General features: G+C 47.8%; 22 protein-coding genes. 14 read left to right on the top strand and 8 right to left on the bottom strand.

Annotated features, from left to right (window positions below):
* Window positions 1–17: 17 nt before the first annotated feature.
* Window positions 18–1,559, bottom strand: coding sequence for a helix-turn-helix domain-containing protein (locus A3844_RS06335; protein ID WP_083606725.1), 1,542 nt, complete (start codon window positions 1,557–1,559; stop codon window positions 18–20).
* A 299-nt stretch (window positions 1,560–1,858) separates the two neighbouring features.
* Here A3844_RS06335 and A3844_RS06330 point away from each other — a divergent pair, with 299 nt between their 5' ends.
* The 3 genes from A3844_RS06330 to A3844_RS06320 all read left to right on the top strand — a co-directional run bounded on the left by A3844_RS06330 (window position 1,859) and on the right by A3844_RS06320 (window position 6,338).
* Window positions 1,859–4,090, top strand: a complete 2,232-nt coding sequence (locus A3844_RS06330; protein WP_074106943.1) for an AraC family transcriptional regulator — start codon at window positions 1,859–1,861, stop codon at window positions 4,088–4,090.
* Window positions 4,091–4,286: 196 nt separating this feature from the next.
* Complete coding sequence (locus tag A3844_RS06325) at window positions 4,287–4,796, top strand: sigma-70 family RNA polymerase sigma factor (RefSeq protein ID WP_083606724.1); 510 nt, start codon at window positions 4,287–4,289, stop codon at window positions 4,794–4,796.
* Window positions 4,797–4,817: 21 nt separating this feature from the next.
* Entirely contained in the window at window positions 4,818–6,338 is a 1,521-nt protein-coding gene (locus tag A3844_RS06320; protein WP_074106942.1) for a DUF4179 domain-containing protein, read from the top strand.
* Between the two features lie 315 nt (window positions 6,339–6,653).
* On the opposite strand, the gene A3844_RS06315 is transcribed toward A3844_RS06320, so the two are convergent.
* The 4 genes from A3844_RS06315 to A3844_RS06300 form a co-directional block, all read right to left on the bottom strand.
* Complete coding sequence (locus A3844_RS06315) at window positions 6,654–8,258, bottom strand: extracellular solute-binding protein (RefSeq protein ID WP_074083729.1); 1,605 nt, start codon at window positions 8,256–8,258, stop codon at window positions 6,654–6,656.
* 228 nt (window positions 8,259–8,486) lie between these two features.
* Entirely contained in the window at window positions 8,487–9,380 is an 894-nt protein-coding gene (locus tag A3844_RS06310) for a carbohydrate ABC transporter permease (protein WP_074106941.1), read from the bottom strand.
* A gap of 36 nt (window positions 9,381–9,416) precedes the next feature.
* The gene (locus A3844_RS06305) at window positions 9,417–10,283 is read right to left on the bottom strand and encodes an ABC transporter permease (protein WP_244169711.1); all 867 of its coding nucleotides are present in this window, start codon (window positions 10,281–10,283) and stop codon (window positions 9,417–9,419) included.
* A gap of 451 nt (window positions 10,284–10,734) precedes the next feature.
* Window positions 10,735–12,132 (bottom strand): MATE family efflux transporter, encoded by a 1,398-nt coding sequence (locus A3844_RS06300; RefSeq protein WP_244169708.1) that lies wholly within the window; start codon window positions 12,130–12,132, stop codon window positions 10,735–10,737.
* A 163-nt stretch (window positions 12,133–12,295) separates the two neighbouring features.
* Between A3844_RS06300 and A3844_RS06295 the strand changes: the two genes are divergently transcribed.
* From A3844_RS06295 to A3844_RS06280, 4 genes are all read left to right on the top strand, one after another.
* Window positions 12,296–13,210, top strand: a complete 915-nt coding sequence (locus tag A3844_RS06295; protein ID WP_074106940.1) for an AraC family transcriptional regulator — start codon at window positions 12,296–12,298, stop codon at window positions 13,208–13,210.
* Between the two features lie 64 nt (window positions 13,211–13,274).
* A complete protein-coding gene (locus tag A3844_RS06290) occupies window positions 13,275–14,192 on the top strand; it encodes a helix-turn-helix transcriptional regulator (protein ID WP_074106939.1) in 918 nt (305 codons plus the stop codon).
* A gap of 82 nt (window positions 14,193–14,274) precedes the next feature.
* Window positions 14,275–14,820 carry a DinB family protein gene (locus A3844_RS06285; protein WP_074106938.1) on the top strand — a complete coding sequence of 182 codons (546 nt, stop codon included), beginning with the start codon at window positions 14,275–14,277 and terminating at the stop codon, window positions 14,818–14,820.
* 29 nt (window positions 14,821–14,849) lie between these two features.
* On the top strand, window positions 14,850–15,419 hold the full coding sequence (locus tag A3844_RS06280) for a YdeI/OmpD-associated family protein (RefSeq protein WP_074106937.1): 570 nt from the start codon (window positions 14,850–14,852) through the stop codon (window positions 15,417–15,419).
* A 179-nt stretch (window positions 15,420–15,598) separates the two neighbouring features.
* Here A3844_RS06280 and A3844_RS32230 read toward each other — a convergent pair whose 3' ends face one another.
* Window positions 15,599–15,976, bottom strand: coding sequence for a hypothetical protein (locus A3844_RS32230; protein ID WP_143192023.1), 378 nt, complete (start codon window positions 15,974–15,976; stop codon window positions 15,599–15,601).
* 695 nt (window positions 15,977–16,671) lie between these two features.
* On the opposite strand from A3844_RS32230, the gene A3844_RS06275 reads away from it, so the two are divergent.
* The 7 genes from A3844_RS06275 (at window position 16,672) to A3844_RS06245 (ending at window position 20,240) form a co-directional block, all read left to right on the top strand.
* On the top strand, window positions 16,672–16,941 hold the full coding sequence (locus A3844_RS06275) for a hypothetical protein (RefSeq protein WP_074083723.1): 270 nt from the start codon (window positions 16,672–16,674) through the stop codon (window positions 16,939–16,941).
* A 119-nt stretch (window positions 16,942–17,060) separates the two neighbouring features.
* On the top strand, window positions 17,061–17,324 hold the full coding sequence (locus tag A3844_RS06270; protein WP_074106936.1) for a hypothetical protein: 264 nt from the start codon (window positions 17,061–17,063) through the stop codon (window positions 17,322–17,324).
* A gap of 247 nt (window positions 17,325–17,571) precedes the next feature.
* Window positions 17,572–17,766 (top strand): hypothetical protein, encoded by a 195-nt coding sequence (locus A3844_RS06265; protein WP_074083721.1) that lies wholly within the window; start codon window positions 17,572–17,574, stop codon window positions 17,764–17,766.
* Window positions 17,767–18,015: 249 nt separating this feature from the next.
* Window positions 18,016–18,561, top strand: coding sequence for a sigma-70 family RNA polymerase sigma factor (locus A3844_RS06260; RefSeq protein WP_074083720.1), 546 nt, complete (start codon window positions 18,016–18,018; stop codon window positions 18,559–18,561).
* Window positions 18,562–18,706: 145 nt separating this feature from the next.
* A complete protein-coding gene (locus A3844_RS06255) occupies window positions 18,707–18,922 on the top strand; it encodes a hypothetical protein (protein WP_074083719.1) in 216 nt (71 codons plus the stop codon).
* Entirely contained in the window at window positions 18,919–19,260 is a 342-nt protein-coding gene (locus tag A3844_RS06250; RefSeq protein ID WP_074106935.1) for a hypothetical protein, read from the top strand. Before A3844_RS06255 ends, A3844_RS06250 begins: the two co-directional genes overlap by 4 nt.
* A gap of 89 nt (window positions 19,261–19,349) precedes the next feature.
* On the top strand, window positions 19,350–20,240 hold the full coding sequence (locus A3844_RS06245; RefSeq protein WP_074083717.1) for a sigma-70 family RNA polymerase sigma factor: 891 nt from the start codon (window positions 19,350–19,352) through the stop codon (window positions 20,238–20,240).
* A 75-nt stretch (window positions 20,241–20,315) separates the two neighbouring features.
* Here the strand turns inward: A3844_RS06245 and A3844_RS06240 are convergent, their stop codons facing one another.
* Both A3844_RS06240 and A3844_RS06235 read right to left on the bottom strand, forming a co-directional pair.
* Window positions 20,316–20,591, bottom strand: coding sequence for a hypothetical protein (locus tag A3844_RS06240; RefSeq protein ID WP_074083716.1), 276 nt, complete (start codon window positions 20,589–20,591; stop codon window positions 20,316–20,318).
* A gap of 29 nt (window positions 20,592–20,620) precedes the next feature.
* Window positions 20,621–21,358 (bottom strand): peptidoglycan recognition protein family protein, encoded by a 738-nt coding sequence (locus A3844_RS06235; RefSeq protein WP_074106933.1) that lies wholly within the window; start codon window positions 21,356–21,358, stop codon window positions 20,621–20,623.

The raw sequence follows: 21,358 nt of genomic DNA, 5'->3' as shown, positions 1-21,358 counted from the left end.
GGCACGCACCGGCTTTCTTAGAACTGCTTATTGTTGCCCGCATATTTGTATACGGAGGGCGGGACCCCCACCATTCCCTTAAATTTCTCGATGAAATAGTCCGTATTCGAAAAACCGACCTGCAGCGCGATATCCGATATTTTGAGCTGCGTCCGCTTAAGCAGCCCCTTGGCTGCTTCAATCCGCTTCTCATTCACATATTCGCTGAAACTGCATCCGGTCTCCTTGCGGAACAACTGTCCCAGGTAGGTGGAATTCATGTGAAACTGCCTGGCCAGATCCTGAAGCTGCAGCTTCCCCCTGAACTCAAGATCTACATACTGAATGACGTTAAATATGGTGTTTCCCTGGTTGGCCTGCTTCAATTCCGCCAGATAGGCAGTACTCTCTGTACACAGCCTGTGTACATAACTGCTCAGCAGAAAATAATCACCAAGCCCTCCGAGATTTCCGAATTCAGCCTGGAGATTACCCATCACTATGTCAGGATCACCATTCATCTCCTTGAGATGGCGGTATAGAGTCATTTCCAGATGGGCAACCTCTGCCTGGACCTCTTCTACCGTGAACAGCTTACCACCAAACCCCGCAAAAGCCTCCTTGACATAAACCTGCAGCTTCGCTGCTTCACCCGCCTTGACCTTGTTCACAAGTGCCGTGAACCCTTCTTCATGAATCCTTTTCTCCGGCCGGCACTTCTTGAGATCACTGTAATGGAAAATCCCGCTGCGCTCTCTCTGGTACTTAAGCTTCCACACCTCAAGAGTCTGCAGATAGCTCTCGCGGATGGCGGCCATACCGGTCAGCCGGTCGCTGACCATTACAATAACAGGCTCCTGAAGCTCTTCCGCCAGTTCTCTTTGCAGCAGACTGACGGCTCCTTCCAGCGCATCGGAAGACAAGGCAGCGGACTGCACGACCAGTCCCGCCCGGCCCGCGCCATCCTGAAACGCATAACTGATTTCCCAAGGAAATCCTCCATCCCTCTGTCTCTCTGCATGGACCACAGGAGTAGCGGCTGCAATCAGAATGCACACCAGTTCAGCATCTTCATCAAGCTGCAGCACATCCCTGGAGAGCTGGCGTAGTTCTTCGCTGTCTTCGCCCTGAATGAAACGGCCGAGCAGATGGCTGGTCAAACAGGCCTGTTCCTTCCAGCGTTCTTTTTCGGAAGCGATTTCATTTCGGATCATCCTGCCTAGCTTATCTAAGAGAATCCCTATCTCCTCGTCGTCAATCGGCTTCAGCAAATATTGATCGACCCGCTCACGCAGGGCTGTCCGGGCATAATTGAAGTCGTCATATCCGCTCAAAATTACAAACCGCGGCGCCTTGTCCATAATTTCGTTCACCCTGGTAATCAGCTCCAATCCATTCATCACAGGAATATTAATGTCCGTGAGCACCAAATCCGGCCGAAGCTCTTGAATCATCCAGAACGCATCCGGGCCGTTCTGAGCCCCCCCGCACACTTCAAATCCATATCTCTTCCAGTCCACCATAGTCCTTAATCCTTCGAGCACCCATGGCTCATCATCCACCAGCATTACTTTCAGCAATCGTCCTGCTCCCTTCTCATATCCACAAGAGTAAAGTTGTACCAGCAAAATAAATATTAATTAGCCTAGCACAATTGGATTATGTTGTGTACATTTACTTTATCAAGAAATCAAAATGCGCTGTAAGTAGCTTTTGTACATAAATATTAGATTTGTTCACTCCCTTGAACTTCAGCCTGTGCAATATTCTCATCTTGCTCCACTGTTCTGTTCACGGTGTGAAGCTTATACTGATACTGTGAACAATAGAGAGAAGGCGTGATCATCACACCCATACACAGTGAATCAGGGGGATGCTTATGAGACTGAACAAGATCGGCAACAAAAGAGCACTGTACAGCAAAATATTGGTCAGTATGACGTTATGTGTGTCCTTAACCTTCCTTGTCTCCACCATCATCTATTACAACTATTATATTGGCGTGGAAAAAACGCAGGCTTTCCGCTCCGACCTTGGCAACCTCACGCAAACGAGCAAAGAGGTGGTCAACATGACCGATGCCGCGCAATCGCTTTCATTTCAGATCTACCGCAACAGCACTGTCTCCAAAATTGTATTTTACGACAAACCGGATATCTATGATGTTACGGCAGCCATGTCCGAACTGGGGAATTACCTCAGCTCCATGCCTTATATCGAGTCCATCTATGTCTACAATCCCAAAAGCGCAAAGCTGTACATCGCCTCTTCACACGGCCAGAACGGTGTATTTACGGAGCAGGAATTAGTAGACACGAGCATTCTGGATATTCTGAATCATTATCAAGAATACAAACCGTTCACCCCCATTCCACGCGTGTATTCCAACGGCGCCGCGGAGAATGACCGGGTCCGGGCCTATACCTTCCTGTGCTTCGACGCCATTGGCTGGGACCGGGCCATCAATTCTGCCGTTATTGTCAACATTTCGGCGCCATGGATTAACAAAGAAATCACCAGTCCCGTGGACTCCAGGAGCGCTACCTTTATTCTCGCTGATCAAGGAAAATTTCTGTCCGTAGGCAGTCTTGAGCCGCAGGAATTGTCTCCGCTGGAGACCAATTGGGTTCAGCAGCGGATTCAGGGTCAGGCCTCCGGCTCTTTTATCGGGAAATTCGGCGGGGTCAGCTCGCTGATCTCATATACTTCGCAGGATGCTTTAGGCTGGCAGTATGTGCGCATCACACCTTACGATATCATCACCAAGCAGACCAACAGCATCCGCAACGCCACCCTGCTGATTGCCGCACTGATTTTTGTGGCAGGTATCGCCTTCTCCTGGCTCATGTCGCGCAGACTGTATCTTCCCATCGACCGGATTGTCCGGGAGATGAATATTCTGGAATCCGAAAAACGCGACAGCATGTTCACCATCCGGCAAAATACGCTGCGCGATTTGATTCTCGGCCTCAAGCCCCTGCAATCCATCCAGCAGGTCGAGAAGCTGCGCCAGCTCGGTATCCATTTCACCTTCAATGATGATTACCGCTTGATTCTGCTGCGGATTGACAATTACCAGGAGTTCAGGGAATCCCGTTCATCGTATTTACTGGCCTACAAGTTCGCCATTATGAATATCGCTTCAGAAATTTGTGGTCAGACCTATCGTGTGGAGACTGTAGACATGAACGATGACGGCATCCTGGTGCTTTTGAATATTGTAGATCCCAAGGAATACACGGACACCGAACTGATTGAGACGCTGCTCCGCCAGATTCAGCAGGCCTGCTCCGACTATTTGAAGGTGAGTCTGACCCTTACCTATAGTCATATTGACCGCAATCCCCTGCAGCTGCACCAGCTCTATAAGCAGGTTAGGGAAGCTTCCAATCATAGGCTGTTCTACGGGCATGGCTGCATGATCAGCGCCCAGTCCATCCATGCCCTTCAAGCTAACCTTTATCACTATCCTACAGAAAAAGAAAAAAGACTCGTCGATGCGCTGATGAGCGGCAAAATGGAAGAAGCCCGTGAGCATTTCAGCAGCATTATCCGCGAGACCTCAGCCTATCCGTTCTCGTCGGTACAGCTGACTGTATCCAGACTCAGCGTGACCATCAAGGAGATTATCATCAACGTCCAAAAACGTAACCGCTTGCAAAATGAGGGGGCTGTCGAACTGCCCACTTTGGAATTGGTAGAAACGGTCGCGGAGCTGGAGCAGGCCTTTTTCGCTCTTTTCAATGAAATGCATGAACAGCTGGCCGAGAAAAAAAGCTCCAAGCAGCCCGAACTGGTCCGCCTGATCAATCAAAAAATAAATGAGGCCTACATGGAGCCCAGCCTAAGCCTCAATCAGATTGCTGACGAGCTGGATATGTCGCCAATCTATATCAGCCGCCTATACAAGCAGCAAACGATGGCCAGCATCGTGGACGTCATCCTGGAGGTGCGGATGCGCGAAGTCTGCAGCCTGCTGGAGAATACCGATCTGCCTGTAACCACCATTGCCGAACGCTGCGGGTTCACCAGCAGTTCCTACCTGCACCGGATGTTCAAGCGCAGCTTTGGCACCACGCCTACCGATTACCGCCGCTCCAAGCATGCATAGTATCCTCTTAAGACACCTTTAGGTTGTCTTAGTATTATTAGGTCAGCCAGAACTACTGGTTGGCCTATTCTTGTATGTGTTTTAATTTAGTAAAATAATCAATCGTTTTTCCGGTCAACTCCGTCTTACTTGTGAAAACATATTTCGGGGCGACTTCTTCCATAGACCGACACAAACAAGGAAGAGGGGATGGTGAATGGTGGAGAAGATAATGAACAAGGCCAATACAGCGGATGTTACGCTGATGGATGAAGAGGTATTCTTTCAACGGCTTGCGGGCGAGCACCGTAAACTGTATGCGATCGCGTACAGCTATCTGCGTTCCGAAGCGGATGCCCTGGAAGCGGTGCAGGAAGCCTCGTGCCGGGCCTGGATGAAGCACAAAAAGCTCAAAAACGAACAGGCCTTCACACCGTGGCTAATCCGGATTACCATCAACTGCTGCATGGATGAGCTGCGGCGCAAAAAACGCGTCGTTCCGGCGGAGAAGCTGAAGGAGCAGGAAGCCCAGGAGATGAGGAGCAGCGATCGTCTCGATCTGGAGCGGGCGATGAACCGGATGAAGCCGAAATACCGGCATGCCGTGATGCTCAAGTATTACCAGGATATGACGACCGCCGAAATTGCCAAGGTACTGAATAAGCCTGAGGGCACAATCAAAACCTGGCTGCGTGAAGGACTGGGGCAGTTGCGGAACTATTTGTGAGCATGTGGGAGGTGGCTAAAGATGTTGGAAAAAGAAGAACGTATCCTGAAACAGGATGCCAAAGAGGTCAATCTAAATGCGGAGACGATTCAGGAAATGAAAATTTATAATGCAATGCGCAGCGGAGTGGCGCAAGGCAAAAAACGCAGCCAACGGCGTTTCTATTCCTATGGAGCCGGGGCCGTATTAGCCACGGCCGCAGCCATTTTTCTGATTTTCTTCTCCATCGGCCTGCCAGCCGGAGATACAGGCGATTCTGACCTCGGCGGTTCAGCACAGGCGGCCAGCACCAAAAGCTGGGATGATTTTGCGGCCTATCGCAACCAGCCCTTACACAATCGGCTGGTTGCTGACATTCTGGAACGGGATCTGATCAAGCCAGTCCGTCAGAGTGCGACAAACAAAGGTTACCGCATGGATGTGGATGGCGCCGTCACGGATGGCCGTAAAGTGTATATCCTGTTCAGCGTGCAAAACGATACGGATACAGAAGTTATTCCTGCGGATACGAAGATTCAATTCGGGGATTTCGAGGTTCCATATCCGCATCGAGGCGCAGCCCTGGAAATGGCGTACGATAGTGACTCCCGGATCCAGCCCGGCCAAAGCAAGGATTTTATTTATTCCACCAACTATCCGGCCTCCATCGCCTATTCCAAGGATGTGAAGTTCACTCTGATTCTCACCGGAACGTCCGACCAGGCGCTCACTTCCAGCAGCAACAAGTATCGGACCGCCCTGGAGGTATCGTTCGAGCTTGACCCGGCCAGGTTTAAAGACCAGGAGCGTACACTGTCTGTGAATCGTACGCTGACGGTGGACGGTCAAAAGATCAAAGTACTCCAAGTGCAATATACTCCGCTGAATACCTATGTTGATCTGGAGTATGACAAGGCGAACACCAAACGGATGTTCAGCCTGCTTAACCCCGTTCTGATCGCAACAACCGGGAGTCAAATCGATAAATTAGTTTATCCGGGCAGAATCACGGCCGATAACTCCGAAGTGTACAAAGACCATTCGCAGGCAACACTGGTGTTCAGGCATACCGGGCTTAACCAGCCGGATTCCGCCTCGCTGAAGATTGCCGGCATTTCGGCTCTGGAACCGGACCGCATGAAATTTGTAGCCGATCTGAACAAGCAGCAGATTATTGAAGCGCCGACAGACGATTTTGAAATGGTCACATCCAAGCAAGAGCATAATGCAACAGCGGATGAGATTCTGCTGCGGCGCAAAGTAGCCAACCTGTCTTATTATACCGATTCGCAAGGGGCGGTTCAGGCGGAGTACACCGGCACATGGCTCGACGACAATTTTACCGATGCTAACGGCCAGGTGCATGAAAGAACGAATCGAGAAACTGCACTACACAATTTCGGCGGCACCACGATCTCTAGTGATGGCACAGGAATAGATGAGATGAGTTTATCTTTTGACAGTCAAGCTGCAGATTACCCGCAGCCGCTTACCATATCGGTTGAACGCATTTGGAATCCAATTTTGGAGACGCAAAGTATCGAGCTGTTCTCCAAGAAATAGAAACCCCCTTCTCCTCCCCCTTTGTCCCGGAAGCGGCAAAGGGGCATTTTGTCTTGTCCTGATGAACTTGGAAAATACCATTAAGGTGAAAAGTAACGGAGGGGAAGTTTGGAACTGGAGGAGCGATAGCGTCCGCCTTTGTCTCCGGATGTTATCCGCTATAAGCGGTACAATCCAAAACATCTGGAGACAACAGCGGCCGGAAGTCCAAACATTCCCTGGAGTTACGGCCAGCACCAAATATGACATTTTTCTAGTTGGCTGGGCTCCAGACAAAAAGAAGCCCCGGCAAACCGCTGCCGGGGCACTCCTCTATTATTTGATCCCTTTTTCAGCAGTATAAGCATTCCACTGCTTCGTCCATTCCGCCTGGATCTTTTCCAGACCAGCCTGCTTGGCCTTCTGCATAAAGGTTTCGAGTCCTTTATCCACATCATCTACCAGCCCGGCTTCCAGCGGGAACAGGTACTGCTTCTCAACTTGCTCCAGAGCCGCTTTTTCAGCCTGATACGAACTGTAATCCTCCGCAAAGCCCAGGAACAAATCTGGCTTCTGAATCTTGTCCAGCTCGTCGAAGATCGCCTTTACTCCATCAAATCCCTTATCGAACAACATGAATTCCGGATTTCTCCAAGCCCAGCCGTTCATTCCCTCTCGGGAGAAGCCATTGGATTGGCTAGTGCCTACCAGCTTGTAGTAACCGCCCTCTACAGTGTAGTTCTTGCCTTCAATACCGTATTGCGTCAGCTGGTTATACCGTTTGTCCAGGACCAGCTTCTGATAGAAAGCAAGTGCTCTTTCGGGATTTTTGCTGCTCTTGGGAATGGCAAAACCATTGTGTATCGGATGTACCGGCGTAGCATAGCCTGTAGTTCTACCGAATGGAGAATAGGCCAGCTCCCACTCAGGATGTGTTGTGCTGATCTTCATCTTCATATCGTTAAAGCGGTTAGGATTATCTCCGAACATGCTGGCCGCTTTACCTGAAGTAATCGGGTCTTGCATCGTATCCTTGATGTTCAGCACGTTCTTGGGAATAAACCCTTTGTCCGCCCAGCGCTTCATGGTCTTCAGCTCTTCTTTTTGCTCATCAGAGCCCCAATAGGAGTAGACTGTTGTAGGTGTTTCATACTTCACGCCCATACCGTAAGGCAGAGCACCGACCATTTTATTCAACTCCGTATAAATGTAATGCAGATTATTGCCGATGTCGCTGTTTAGGGATATAGGCATCATATCCGGCTCATTGGCCTTGATTCCGTCCATGTAGGCCTCATAGGTAGCCAGATCTTTTGGAGCCGGCAGATTATATTTCTTGCGCAGATCCTCGCGATATACGAAACCGTTAGTTACGTATTCTTTAAAGGTCGCAGGAACCGTATAGATTTTACCGTCTACCTTCACATCCTCCCACATCGATTCAGGGACGAATTTCTGCAGCTCCGGTGCAGCCTTGGGCAGGAGATCATCGATAGCCAGGAACGCGCCGCGTTTGGCGTATGACTGATATTGGGTCCAGTCCGCTGTGAAAATCAGGTCAATCGCCTGGCCGGAGGACAGCAGCAGCTTGTATTTCTGATCCCAGTCCGTCCAGCTTGTATAGTTGAACTTCACGGTAGCATTCAGATCTTCCTGAGCCATCTTATTGATTTCATCTTGAATGATCGGCAGATCCTTCGGAGCGTCTCCAAGCATGTAGAACTGAAGCTCAACCTTCTTCGAGGTATCGATTCCAGTTTCAGCTGCGGGGGCTGCGTTACCCTCTGTTGTGGCGGCAGTATTGGTCTTGCCTTCTGTTCCAGCGCTGCCTTTGTTAGCATTACTGTTGCTGTTGTTACCACCGCATCCTGCAAGAAGCGATAGGGCCAGCGCAGTTGTTGTAAGCGTTGCCAGAGTTTTTCTGCCTGCTTTCTTTTTCATATGAACCCTCCTAAAAGTTTTGTGAGCACAGCTTCCTTGTTCAGGCTTCGTACAAAACTGACTTCGAAAGCATACGCTAAGTTTTGTGAGCACAGCTCCCTTGTTCAGGCTTCGTACAAAACTGACTTTGGAAGCATACGCTACGTTTGGTGAGCTACCCTTATCTTGTATGACTCTATGTTAGCCGAATAACAGAAGCACGGTAATGGTACTTTCTGCCACTCGGTTCTAACCTTTTACAGCCCCAACGGTCAAGCCCTTTACAAAATAGCGCTGGATGAACGGGTACAGAAACAGAATGGGTCCGGTAACGACGATGGCCATCGCCATTTTGGTTGACTCGGTAGGCAAATCACTGCCCAGGCTGACACCGGTACCCGCGCCCATGTTGGCAATGAAAGCTGCCGAATTGATTACATTGTACAGATGGAACTGCAGCTGGTACTTATGCGGATCATTGATGAACAGCGAAGACGAGAACCAGTCGTTCCAGTAGGCCAAGGCGAGAAACAGGCCGACCGTGGCGATGCCGGGCATCGACAGCTGGAGGACAATCCTCCAATAGATTTTGAAATCACCGGCTCCGTCGATTTTGGCGGATTCGAACAGCTCCTCAGGAACGGCTGAACGGATGAAGTTCTTCATCAGAATAATCAGGAACGGTGTCATTAGCCCCGGAAAAATCAGCGCCCCATACGAATCGGTAAGATGAAGATATTTGGTCATCATAATGTACCAGGGTACCAGCCCCCCACCGAACAGGGTGGTGAAGTAGATGTAGAATGAGAAGGTATTACGGTACTTGAAATCCTTGCGGGCCAGTACATATCCGGCCATAGTCATAAAAAACAGTCCCAGTATCGTGCCCGTCACCGTAGTGAACAGTGTAACGCCATATGCACGCAGCACCTCGTCCGGGAAGGTAAACACCGTTTTGTAGCCCTCCAGCGAGAATACCGCCGGAATCAGATGATAACCATCCTTAATGATCGAATCATTGGCAGTCAAGGATGCCGAAATAATCAGCAGGAACGGAATCAGGCAGGCCAGAGAGCCCAGAATGATAACCGTGTAGGCAAGACCCTGCAGCAGCCTTGTATAATGATCGTCTTTGATATGCATGCTCTATTTCTCCTTCCGTATCGTGTTCAGTACATCCTAGAACAAAGCGTAATCATCGTTTATTTTGCGGATAATGTAGTTCACTGTCATGATCAGAATGAAACCGAACAGCGATTGGTACAGCCCTGCCGCCGTCGCCATTCCGACATCAAAGGTAACCTTCAGTGAACGGAACACATACGTATCCAGAATGTCTGTGGTATTGTAGAGGACCCCGTTGTTACCGATCAGCTGGTAAAAGAGGTCAAACTGCCCTTTCATAATGCTTCCCAGCGAGAACAGCAACAGCACTATAAAGGTCGATTTCAGCATTGGCACGGTGATATACCAGATCCGCTGGAAGATATGGGCACCGTCGATTTTGGCCGCTTCATAATACTCTTCACTGATTCCAGTAATGGAAGCGAGGTAAATGACCATGCTGTAGCCAAGATTCTTCCAGAGATAAAATAGAATGATCAGGAAAATCCAGGCCGACGGTTTATTGTAGACATCGACAGGTCCCGCCCCGAACTGGGCCAGCAGCGTATTTAAGAAACCGTTATCATAATTGAACACGTTGTATACGATAACACTCAGAATAACGAAGGAGACGAAATACGGCAGGAACATGATGGATTGGGTCAGCTTTTTGAACCATTTGATACGCAGTTCGCTGAGCAGAATCGCACAGACAATCGCGAGCACATTCCCCAGCAGGATAAACGCCAGGTTGTAGCCAATCGTGTTCAGAGTGAGCTTCACCAGCGTGCCGGACTTCCAGAGAAATTCGAAGTTTTTGAGACCCACAAAGGGTGCATCGAACAAACCGGAATTGAAATCAAACTGGGTAAACGCGTAATACACGCCGACCATCGGGAAATACGAATTGACCAGAAAGAACAGCAGTGTAGGCAGCAGCATCAGAAAAAGAATCCGATTATGGACCAGCTCATGCAGGAAACCTTTCTTTTTCTTCTTCTGTGCCCAGGCCCCCGTCTCGGACGGCAGCCCCGCCCCCTTAATAGGAAGCTCAATGGCGAGTGGTATTCCACTCTTGCGTTTGCGGTATCTCAAAGCCTTCACCCTCCTATACCCCTATAAAATAATTTGCGGCAGCATATGCCTGCTCCCCCGCTTGGACGCCTGAAGCTGTGTTCAACCGCACCGTCCAATGTATGTTTTGAGTATAGAAGACACCTTCCAGGGTGAATAGTGCAGCTTAAGGGTATTCCTGTATATTGTGGACTATCGCCTAGTGAACATTTCTGACTTCTGTGGAGTAAACAAAGGTTGAACGGCAAAAAGCCCCGTAAACTCTCCTGTATCAGGACAGCCCCGGAGCATTATATAGAAGACCATATGCATCACTAATCTAAGATTCCACGAAAAGAGCCCGGCCCCGTTTCACCGCCAGCCCCGGTGTTTCCTCATCCATTCGCCGTTCTGCCTCACTCAGCACCTTCCGCTTCCGCCAGCGCCGCAGCACCAGCAGCCCTCTTGTCGCCTCATCGGCAATCATACAGCAATAAATGCCTGTCAGACCCCAGCCGGCACTGATCCCGAGGAAGTAGGAGCAGCCCACACCGATGAGCGACATGGAGCAGATGGAGACATACATAGTATAGCGGGTATCCCCAATCGCATTGAGCGAATTACCCATGGCCATGTTCAGCATTTTGCAGGGCTGCAGCAGCAGATTAAGGGCTAGCAGGGATACCCCTATCGAAATAATCGCCTCATCCTCTGTGAAAAATCCCAGCAGCGTTCTCCCAAACACAAACAGCAGCAGCACGTTGGCACCGACAATAACCAACCCGATATAGAGCGTGCGGTAAGCCCCTTGATAGACCTCTTGCATCTGCCGGGCGCCGAAGAGATGAGCAAGCTGAATCTGTCCAGCCATCGCGACGGCATAACCCAACGTGAAGCAGAAGGATTCCAGCGTATTCAGATAGGTGCGGGCTGCCAGTTCTTTTGCCCCGAGTATTGCCATAAACGAATAGATCACCAGCTGTGACAGTACCCATGATGAAGAATTGAGGCCCAGCGGCCAGCTGATACGGACGATCTCCCCGAACAGCCTCCGGTTGAAGATCCGGAAATCCCGCAGCCGGACCGTACGTTCAAAGGACCGGATGAACAGATACAGCAGAATGAAGACACCCAGCAGCCGGCTGATCATATTGGACACCGCGATGCCGGCCAGGCCCAGCTCCGGCAACCCAAGCACTCCAAAGATCAGCAGATAGTTCAGGGCAATATGAATGATATTCACCGCCACTCCCGTATACATCGGACCACGGGTATTTCCGGTATTGCGGATCGCTGAACCCAGCGCAACGGTCATCCCGACCAGGAACAATCCGCCCCCGACATAGGTGAGATAGACATGTGCGAGCGGCAGCAGTTCTTCGGAGATATGCAGCAGCCGGGCCGTGGGATCAGAATACAGGAACATTAGCAGGCTAACTCCGAAGCCCAGGATACTGCTGGACGTTACTCCCATAATAGCTATCGTACGCGCTTCCTCTGAACGCCCCGAACCCAGACGCTGCGCAATCAGTATTCCCGCCCCTCCAGCCAAGGTGGTGAAGAGCGTGGTCAACGCACCGAACAGCTGATTGGAAATTCCTACGACCGCAACCGCGTCATCCGAAATCCGGCTGACCATAATCGTGTCCACCGTTCCCAGCAGCGTCTGCAGAAATATCTCGATGAAGATCGGCCAGGCCAGCATCCACAGACCGGCTTTCCCGGTTATAGATTTCACGAAATCAACCCTCCTCCGGTGCGCGCCCTTACTCGAATCCTGCGCCCACTTCGATACAATTCATCTTGTCAGAACTAAATTATAGGTGATATACTCTGAAAAATGTACCACAGACGAAACCTAAACTTTCAATATCCAAACCTTCAATAGAGAGGAAAACGCCATGGATATCTTACAATTTTCCGTCCCGCCTTTGCCTCATTACATTATCAGCGGGCTGAATCAATTCCAGACTGGCTATCTTCATCCAAACCGCCAGCACATTCAGGTGTTCGATCTGCTGATCGTCCGCCAGGGCTGCCTCTATATCGGCGAGGAAGACCGAAGCTTTACAGTGAACGCAGGCGAAGCGCTTATCCTGCGGCCGGATTGCCATCACTATGGAAGTGAGGGCTGCCGTGAAGATACGGCCTATTATTGGCTGCATTTCCAAACGTCCGGCAGCTGGAGTGTGGATAGTGCATCTTCCTCTGTTTTGTATGAAGCCGGTGGAGCCATGATTGATCCAGCTGTTGAATCCAGTGTATCTGCCGAGCCGCTTCCCGCAGCGTACTTCGGGATCGGTCCGTTCAGCCTGCGCCTTTCCCAGCACATCACCTTGCTCCAGCCTGCCAGAATAGAGGAGCTTCTACTCCAGCTGGAGCAGCTCAAAAGCAATGCCCATCTGACCTCCGTCCGCTTCAGGCAGCAAATTCTCTTCCAGGAAATCCTCCAGCAGCTCGCGGCTTCCATAGAGCAGGGCCGCTCCGGTTCCCAGTCCACCGCCTGTGCTGAACAGGCCGCCTCCTTCCTGCGGGCCCACTACCGCGAGGAAATCACGACTGCAAGGCTCGGGGAGAGTCTTAACTTCCATCCGGTCTACATTGCCCGCTGCATGAACAGGGAGTACGGTTGCTCCCCCATAGAATATCTGCTCCGCTACCGCATTGAGCAGAGCAAGCTGCTGCTGATGCAGACCAGCTTCCCCATTGCGCGGATTGCCGAAGAGGTCGGCTTCAACCAGGCTCCTTATTTCAGCTCCAGCTTCATGAAGCTGGAGGGCATTTCACCGCGCCAATACCGTCAGCGCTTCTCTTGACTGCTGTATCCTGTGATATAATAACGGGCAGTAATACGAAACGGAATAACAGGCGGTTATATCTATGAAATTGGAGCGATTGATCTCTATAATCTATAAGCTGCTGAATCACGAAGTTTTGTCTGCCTCCACGCTGGCCGATGAGTTCCAGGTTTCCCAAAGAACCATCTACCGGGATATCGATGTGATCTGTGCTGCCGGCTTTCCGGTCGTATCCTATCAGGGGACTAAAGGCGGTTATGGCATGATGAACGGATACAAAATGGATAAAAGCTTGCTCGGTTCTTATGATGTCAATTCCCTGATTACCGTGCTCAGAAGCCTTTCCTCCGTATTTGAAGATGAGCGTGCGCAGGGGACTATCGAACGGCTTCAGACGATCGGACCGGAGCACTTGACCACAAGCCTGGCAGTGGACCTTGAAACTCTCCGGACGGAGCCCGATGTGCTTCCTCATTTACGTACGGCCATTGCGAAGCGTAATATCGTCCGCTTTGAATATATCAATGCGGAGAATGAGCGTACTACCCGCGATATGGAACCGCTGCGGCTTCATTTTAAATTTCGGAATTGGTACGTTTATGGATTTTGCCGAACCCGGGGGGATTACAGGGAGTTCCGGCTGTCCCGGTTGATGAATTTGCGCCTGACACAGGAATCATTTGAACCGCATCACGGCGTGCCGGAGGTGGCTGCTTGTTCTAACAAGGATAAGCAAGATCAGCTGGAGGATGTAGTGGTCCGGATAGGGCCGGAGGCGTTGGCGGAAGCGATGGATCAGTTTCATCAGGTCCATAAGCAATTCCATGCCGATGGGAGTATGACGATGCGAATTCCAGTTTACAAACCATTGAGCGCACGATGGCTTTGGACCCTTCTGCTGAGTTTTGGCAGCGGTGCCGAAGTCCTAGAACCCCCTCTACTACGAGCCATTATAAAAGAGCAGCTTCAAAATACACTCAAACATTATGAAGAAGTATGACACTCTGTTGTCAAACTTCTTTTTTTATGATTACAACAGAAACCAAATCAAATTCATGATAAGTCCAAAGGAGACGTTGCAAATGAATCATCCGCTACAAATGTTGAATTACCACACCTGGGCCAACCAGACGATCCTGGGGAGGATCAAGGAACTCCCATCCTCTGTGCTAAGTCAAGAAGTGAACAGCTCGTTCCCCACCGTTGCTCATGCCCTTAGTCACATTTATGCGGTAGATACAATGTGGTATCTGGTTGTAACTGGTACGGGTATGCCAGAGGCGCTGCAAGCAACCATACCGCTTAATAAGAACCTCCTGCATTCTGTGGACGAATACTCCCATCTATTTGCCCAGCTAGCAGAACAATACAGCGAATGGTTCCAAAACCAATCCGATTTGGAGCAAACCATTCTGCTTAACAATCCGTTCACCAGAATCCGCCAGACACGCCTGTCCGAAATCGTGCTGCATCTGGTTAATCACGGAACCTATCACAGGGGCAATATTTCTACAATGCTGCGTCAACTGGGGCACGCATCCACGATGAACGACTATGCCCTTTTTTGGTATCAGGAACCTGATGATGATTCCGTTCTGGCGGAGAGGCGCTTGGAATCCTCAGACTGACGCTCTACCAGAAAGGAGTTTGTCTTTTTATGGAAATCGAAAATTTAATCACAGCAGTATCAAGAGAGGACTTGAGGGTTTGGCTGCAGGAAAATTCCAAGACCGAGAAATCCTGCTGGGTCGTAGTAGGTATGACACCACACCCGGATACGCTGCTCTATTTAGATGCGGTCGAAGAATCCTTGTGTTTTGGCTGGATTGATGGGGTCAAAAAGAAAATATCGGAATCAGAGCTGGCGCAGAGACTGTCTCCCAGAAGCAGACGAAGTGGATGGACTGAATTGAACAAAGAACGGGTCCGCCGCCTCGAAAAGTTGGGGTTCATGAGAGACGAAGGAAGAAAGACGCTTCCTGATATGGATTACAAATCTTTTACAATAGATAGGGTCATAGAACAAAGGTTACAAGAGGAAAGACAAGTATATGAAAATTTCTTGGCATTTCCGGCTCTTTACCAAAGAGTTCGGATCGACACGATACAAAGCCATAAAAATCAGCCGGATATATTCAGGAGCAGATTAGACAAATTGATATCAAACACTAGAGAAAATAAAATGTACGGTCATTGGCATGACAATGGACGCCTTCTAGATTATTAAGAGGCCATTAATAGAGATCTTCTGACTCTATACAACAACAGGCCATTACCCGGTACAATCGGGTAATAGCCTGTAATTTTCGCATTTATCCTTTCCTTTATTCAGCTGTTATTGTCTCAATTTATAAATGATCATATAGTTGAAGAATTTCAGATTATCCCCGTTATTCTGCATCTATGTTATTCAGGGCTTATAAGTCGCCGCCGGAGTTCTTTAAGACAGAAGGTTCTAGCTAAAACTAGTCGCCGATCAACTTTTCCTTGTGTTTCTTCAAGCTTCATCCATTCTAGATATAAGCTCTCTAAAAAAAAGGCTTCTTTTATTAAAGCATCACCAGATAATTCACGAAAGAAATTTTCTGAACGCTCTTTTACTGGACAATATTGGAGCTGTTTCTCAGAACGGTATTGTGCTTCAACTATTGAGATAGGATGACCGCATACAGAACATAGCGTCTGAATGAAATGATTGCCGTTTTCGTCTTTTTGGGATGTTTTTGCCACGTATTCATCCACAGCTCCGCATACGCTACATACTGGAAAATAATCATAAGGCAAGGTGCGCACCTCCAAGTGCTGTCGTCATAATAAATTGGTAATTACACTATAACATGCGAACATACATTCGCAATATAGGAAATTACTATACAATTTTTCGAATTTGCTGTAAAATATCCAAATTTGGATGAAGCATATTTTTTATTTTTCCCGCTCCTTTATTTGCATAAATTATGACGGGGAGAATCTTTAGACGTATATGGTCACAAAAAAAGAGCTGTCCGCTCAACTTTCCAGGACAAGCCCAATGTTCTTATAATTTTAAACTCCTAAACATACTACCAATACTTTTGTTAAAATTATAATATATACATATATAATCTTGCCTTGTAATGCTTCAGTTAATCACCTCTCCTTCCCTCCCCGCCTTCTTATATAAATATACTACTATGAGTACTTTCTGGATTTCGTAATAATCTTCAATCAATCCCCCGAGAGCTAATAATTACAATAATTAACCAGTAAGACAAGAGTAAAATTAAGCGAAGATGTATGATACTATGTTGGAAGGAGACGATTTCATTACCGGAAGATCCATGTAACTTAATTGAAAGCAGGCTAAAAAACACAATCTGTTAATCTAGTAATTGTAGCACCATATACTGTGTTGAGTATTATTTCATCGGAGGTGGATGTTAATCCATTTGAAAAGCCGAACCTACAAGAAGTTATAAATAGCGAGGGGATTTGCTAAAATGGACAATTTGATGAGTGAAACCCAGGTAACAGCCATCGCTAATGAACTACAACGCCGGGTCCATTCTGGTGAAGCTGAGGGTGACATTGTTGTCGTCACTTTAATCTCCATGGCCAAAGCGGGTAGATTAAGTTCGGAGCATATCAATAAAATTCTGCTTACGATCTATGGCGACAAGGTGAAAATTTTAGCAGTCTTAATTGAAGCACAGAAAGTCATGAACGAGGATTTGGTGAATTCTATCATAAGCGAAGTCAGGGCCACCTAATCGTGGCCTTTTGATTTGCCCTATTGTTTACTTGCCAAATGATCATTATGCAGTTATACTGAGATGCCCAAATTGATCTGTTCCTAAATTCAACGCGTTACAATAAAGGAGGAGAATGAATGAAACCAGCAAGAAGAGCCCTTTTACTCATGGCTACAATTCAAGAGATGATCGAAACCGCACAAACTTTGACAAGTGAATCAGATCTTGACGAAGTGATGGAAGCACTGCAGACAGCAGGGTTAAATGCCGAAGACCTTCTGCAAAATTATACATTTTTTGAGGCAATCCAAAGGGTTTGCAGTGAATTTGCAGCCATTCATGTTACGCAGGCAGAAATGAATGAAATAATTGATGAAGAGAACAGCATCACTTTAAGCTAACCCCCAATTTCCACACTACTTTCCCTCAAATGCTTCAACTTGACTTCGTTCTTCCGCATACAACCCAACTTTTCCTAATCCGAAGCATCCCTCCCCTAAATTCCGTCCAGTACCTCGCGTATAAAACAACAGGAAGCGGTACAAATGATAATCCGCGAATCAGGAGGAATTACTCAGTGACCCAAAATCCAGAATACACGACTACGCAAGGAACGACAGAACAGCTTAACTTCTTTGGAGGTGGGATATGAGCCTTCAGACATATCGGGTAACCTACACAATCGACGGAACGGAGATTATTGTTTTTGAATTTACAAGTACCACAAGCCCAATAGAGCGTATTATTGACGAAGCTATGAACAGAATCAGCAGCGAACAGCTCGACTACAAACAGGTGAAGGATATGGTTGGATTCAGCATTTTACGACTTCCTTCCCTATAATAAGATGTATGGATTATGAATAATGCTCAATCTTGTAAAAATACAGCATTTTACGACAGCTATCGACATTTGGCAAGTGGTATATTTAGTTAATCAGGGGCAAAAAAGCATGACTATAGTTTCATATACGAACACTCGTTCGTATAATATAATAGGTATACGAACAGATTTATTGCTACGTTATACCTAATTTCAATAGATATTGATAATGAATTAACAAGTGATCAACTTGGGAGGAAGCAGATATACATGGGGACTGAAACACTGGATGAGCTTTACGCGTTGGGAGAAATGGATGTTTTTTTTCAAAAAAGCAAGGAAAAAGTGGAAAAGCGAGTACATGGAATGCGCCTTGCGGGCACTGATGGTGAGGATGTTGTGCAGGAAGCGCTGATTAAAGTCTACCGATATCTCCCTAAATATGATAGCAGCAAGTCAAAAGTATCGACTTACCTGGACCGCATCGTAACGAGTGCTATCCGGGATTGTCTGAAAAAGGCTGGAGCAAAATCCAACTTACAGGTTGTCAATGCTATTCCGTTGGCTATATTTGATGGTGTCGACGATACACAAGTTACCTACGAAGCAGGGGCAAAGGATCTCGGTTACGAGAATGCAGAGCTAATGATGGATATTATGGACCATCTGGGACTGACAGAACGCGAGAAAGAGATGTTCCGTCTTCGTATTTCGGGATATGAATTCAAAGAAATTGCACAGGTATTCGACATTAGCCGTGGACGGATGTCACAAATTTGGAGCGGCATCACGGCAAAGTGTGCTGTAGTCATTTAATTCATTTCCCTAATCATGCCCTAACCGGGGCCTTTTTTTTTATTTTCCCTGGACCTTATAATTACTTTATACTCTCCCTAAATTCACATCCCTTCCTCACGTATATAGTGATTGGAAGGGATTTTTTATTTGATAGGAGGTTATTATGAGAACCATTAAAGAAAACGTAAAGCTGCTTGTATCGCTCATGCCTTCACTCGTCGAAAGAGAGAATGAGCTTCTGCATGCTTACTGGGTAATGTTCGATGAATTAAAGCAGCCAAGGGATTTGATTCAAGCCACTCCAGCCGGCTCGATCACCCGAAGACTGCGGGAACTGCAAAATGAGCACCATCCAGATGAAAGGAATGAACTTGTATGAGCAGACAAATTTACAATCAGACCATAACTGAAGACGAGGTAATCTCTCTAGCTGGCAAGTATATTTCTGTGCCTCAGAATACGCACACAGGTCCAGACGGAGAATCTGTAAATGCCTGGTTTACAGGTCAGATCGCCGGTTACGAGAAGGCTGTCATTTCATTCGACTACGTGAACGGAAAATTTATGAGTGATCCCCTTGTATTTATCAATCTGCTTATGACAGACGGTGCAGGATGGGTACTCTCCAAAGAAGAGTTAGAAATTCAAATCATCACTAAAGAAGAGTTCGACAATACTCTTGCTGAGCACCTGGCGAATCAAGCCATTGATAAATGAAGGACCTCTCCGCAGAACGAAGTTTAGAATAATCCCCCCTCAAATACCGCCTTCCAGGAAATTATTCATACTATATGAGGTGTCCCCACTTGAGTAGCTACCCCGAACATATACGCAATAACTTAGATTATGATAAGAACTTTTACTCGTTAACTAGTATGTCCAATATTGACCTTGCCAAAAGAGATTCAGACTTTCTGGGTGATCTTTTAATTCTTCATGAAACCTTAATCTGGCACAGCGTACACAAATACATCGGGAAACCCGAAAAGCTTGTTCAGAACTACTGCGTGGAAAAAGACGATATTGTTCAACTCGGCCGCCTGGGTTTTATTAAGGCAATCCTGGCTTTTGACACCGGACGGGGAGTGAAATTCTCCTCTTACGCAGTACCCTCCATCGTTCGCGAAGTCCGCTGCTACCTCCGCGACAATGCCCCGATTATCCGTCCTACCCGAACCGCCCATGAATTAATGAATCAGATTAACATCCGAACTGGTAACGGTTCCGAAGAGGAATCAGTGGAGCTTCTGGCAAAAAATCTGAAGAAACCAGAGGAACAGATCAAAAAAGCGATGCTTATTGGATCAAGAGTGAAGTATTTGCAGGAAAAGGTAACCGATGGCTCCAGCATAGACTCAGATCCTACTTATATGGACTTTCTCACCAGCAGCGACAATACAGAAGAAGAGGCTACCGACAGCAGTTATGTCAAAGACATAGTCGCCTCTATTCAAGAACATCTTTCCGAGTTGGAGCTGCGGGTTCTTCAGCATCGTATCGCCGGCTTAAATCAGACCCAGACAGCAGAAACGGAGAACATTTCACAAATGCGGGCCGGGAGAATTATGAAAAAGGTAGCGGAGCTGCTGCTGGATTCTAAACTAAGCGTAACTCTTCTTGACCTGGATTCCCTGGAAGTGTTGAACAACTACATTGACCGCTCCTCTTCGGGCAGTAGACAAGAACATAAGAAATAACTGAGTATACTGTGGTCCAAAGCAAAAAAACCGAGAGAACTTCTGCTCGGTTTTTCGCTTTTGTTGGCAGCAACCCTATGACCTGCCTGTGATAATCCCTATTTGTTTTAACAATCCGTTGATATAATTGGAGCCTCGTGAGGCAAGAATACCGCACAGAACGATAGAGACATAGTGCCCGGGCCCGGTAAGATTGAATAAATCCACCTCGAAAACAAAGGCCAGAATCACACCGATAACAATGGACAGCAGATAGGTTTGTTTGTCTTGAATCGGAAAGGCCTGTTTCAGAATCTCAGTTAAGGCTTCGGATAAAAAGGCCACTAGCGCCATTAAAGTGATTACGTTCATGTCTTATCCCTCCTTCTATAGAAAGCTTCTTACTTGATACCCCGGTTTAGAATAGCGGTATTGATGAATAACAGCTCGGAAACCGTAAGTTTCTTTACGGCCGCCTTGTCGATCCAGGTAGAATCCGTGATGAGTTTTTTATCAAAAAGCTCTTTGAGCTGAGTAGTGAGTATCGTCCATTGGTTCGCTGACAAGTTCAAATCTTCTTCCTCCTCTTGTGAATTCAGCTGGCTGTGCACTTCCTGCTTAAAGCGTTCAAGTTCACTCGGGTTCCTGACCCACGGAAGCGGACAATCCTTCCAGCCGACAACCCCTTTATGGGTAAAAATCACTTCTGGGAAACCCTCATGCTGAATGAGGTACACTACCATGTCCACGGCATTGTTGAAGGTATCTTCATGGATCAATCCGTCTGCTTCAATACACATCTCAATACCTACTGTGGAATTATTCGGGTACGAGCCAAGCTTGGAAAGGGCTTCTGGAAGGTAAGGCTGCTTGCTGCCACAATGGTAGCCCATCTCATCAAAAGGCAGGGACTGGACAATCGTTGCCCGGTCGATCTGAATGTGCGCACTGGCGTAACGGTCACCTGTTCCGTCATCCGGATTCTGATTCTTAAGACTGCTAAAGTAATTGCCAATGGCCTGTGCAGAAGCACCTGGATCAGCCGTGTAATGCATGACAATGCCCCGCTTGGCCACAAGCTTTTTCCCTGGCCGCGAGAACGGATTGACTGGTATTCGCTGCTGCTGGATCGTTAACAA

Origin of the sequence: Paenibacillus helianthi (assembly GCF_001909055.1) — a bacterium.
GTDB lineage: Bacteria > Bacillota > Bacilli > Paenibacillales > Paenibacillaceae > Paenibacillus_AQ > Paenibacillus_AQ helianthi.
This window is presented reverse-complemented; position numbering and strand designations above follow the sequence as displayed.

What these genes read in the sequence shown, in the direction of transcription:
- A3844_RS06285 (WP_074106938.1), top strand. Translation starts at nt 14,275, where the DNA reads ATGAATCATCCGCTACAAATGTTGAATTACCACACCTGGGCCAACCAG.
- A3844_RS06275 (WP_074083723.1), top strand. Translation starts at nt 16,672, where the DNA reads ATGGACAATTTGATGAGTGAAACCCAGGTAACAGCCATCGCTAATGAA.
- A3844_RS06315 (WP_074083729.1), bottom strand. Translation starts at nt 8,258, where the DNA reads ATGAAAAAGAAAGCAGGCAGAAAAACTCTGGCAACGCTTACAACAACT.
- A3844_RS06280 (WP_074106937.1), top strand. Translation starts at nt 14,850, where the DNA reads ATGGAAATCGAAAATTTAATCACAGCAGTATCAAGAGAGGACTTGAGG.
- A3844_RS06250 (WP_074106935.1), top strand. Translation starts at nt 18,919, where the DNA reads ATGAGCAGACAAATTTACAATCAGACCATAACTGAAGACGAGGTAATC.
- A3844_RS06265 (WP_074083721.1), top strand. Translation starts at nt 17,572, where the DNA reads ATGAGCCTTCAGACATATCGGGTAACCTACACAATCGACGGAACGGAG.
- A3844_RS06305 (WP_244169711.1), bottom strand. Translation starts at nt 10,283, where the DNA reads ATGCTGCTGCCTACACTGCTGTTCTTTCTGGTCAATTCGTATTTCCCG.
- A3844_RS06320 (WP_074106942.1), top strand. Translation starts at nt 4,818, where the DNA reads ATGTTGGAAAAAGAAGAACGTATCCTGAAACAGGATGCCAAAGAGGTC.
- A3844_RS06270 (WP_074106936.1), top strand. Translation starts at nt 17,061, where the DNA reads ATGAAACCAGCAAGAAGAGCCCTTTTACTCATGGCTACAATTCAAGAG.
- A3844_RS06325 (WP_083606724.1), top strand. Translation starts at nt 4,287, where the DNA reads ATGGTGGAGAAGATAATGAACAAGGCCAATACAGCGGATGTTACGCTG.
- A3844_RS06295 (WP_074106940.1), top strand. Translation starts at nt 12,296, where the DNA reads ATGGATATCTTACAATTTTCCGTCCCGCCTTTGCCTCATTACATTATC.
- A3844_RS06310 (WP_074106941.1), bottom strand. Translation starts at nt 9,380, where the DNA reads ATGCATATCAAAGACGATCATTATACAAGGCTGCTGCAGGGTCTTGCC.
- A3844_RS06260 (WP_074083720.1), top strand. Translation starts at nt 18,016, where the DNA reads ATGGGGACTGAAACACTGGATGAGCTTTACGCGTTGGGAGAAATGGAT.
- A3844_RS06255 (WP_074083719.1), top strand. Translation starts at nt 18,707, where the DNA reads ATGAGAACCATTAAAGAAAACGTAAAGCTGCTTGTATCGCTCATGCCT.
- A3844_RS06240 (WP_074083716.1), bottom strand. Translation starts at nt 20,591, where the DNA reads ATGAACGTAATCACTTTAATGGCGCTAGTGGCCTTTTTATCCGAAGCC.
- A3844_RS06290 (WP_074106939.1), top strand. Translation starts at nt 13,275, where the DNA reads ATGAAATTGGAGCGATTGATCTCTATAATCTATAAGCTGCTGAATCAC.
- A3844_RS06330 (WP_074106943.1), top strand. Translation starts at nt 1,859, where the DNA reads ATGAGACTGAACAAGATCGGCAACAAAAGAGCACTGTACAGCAAAATA.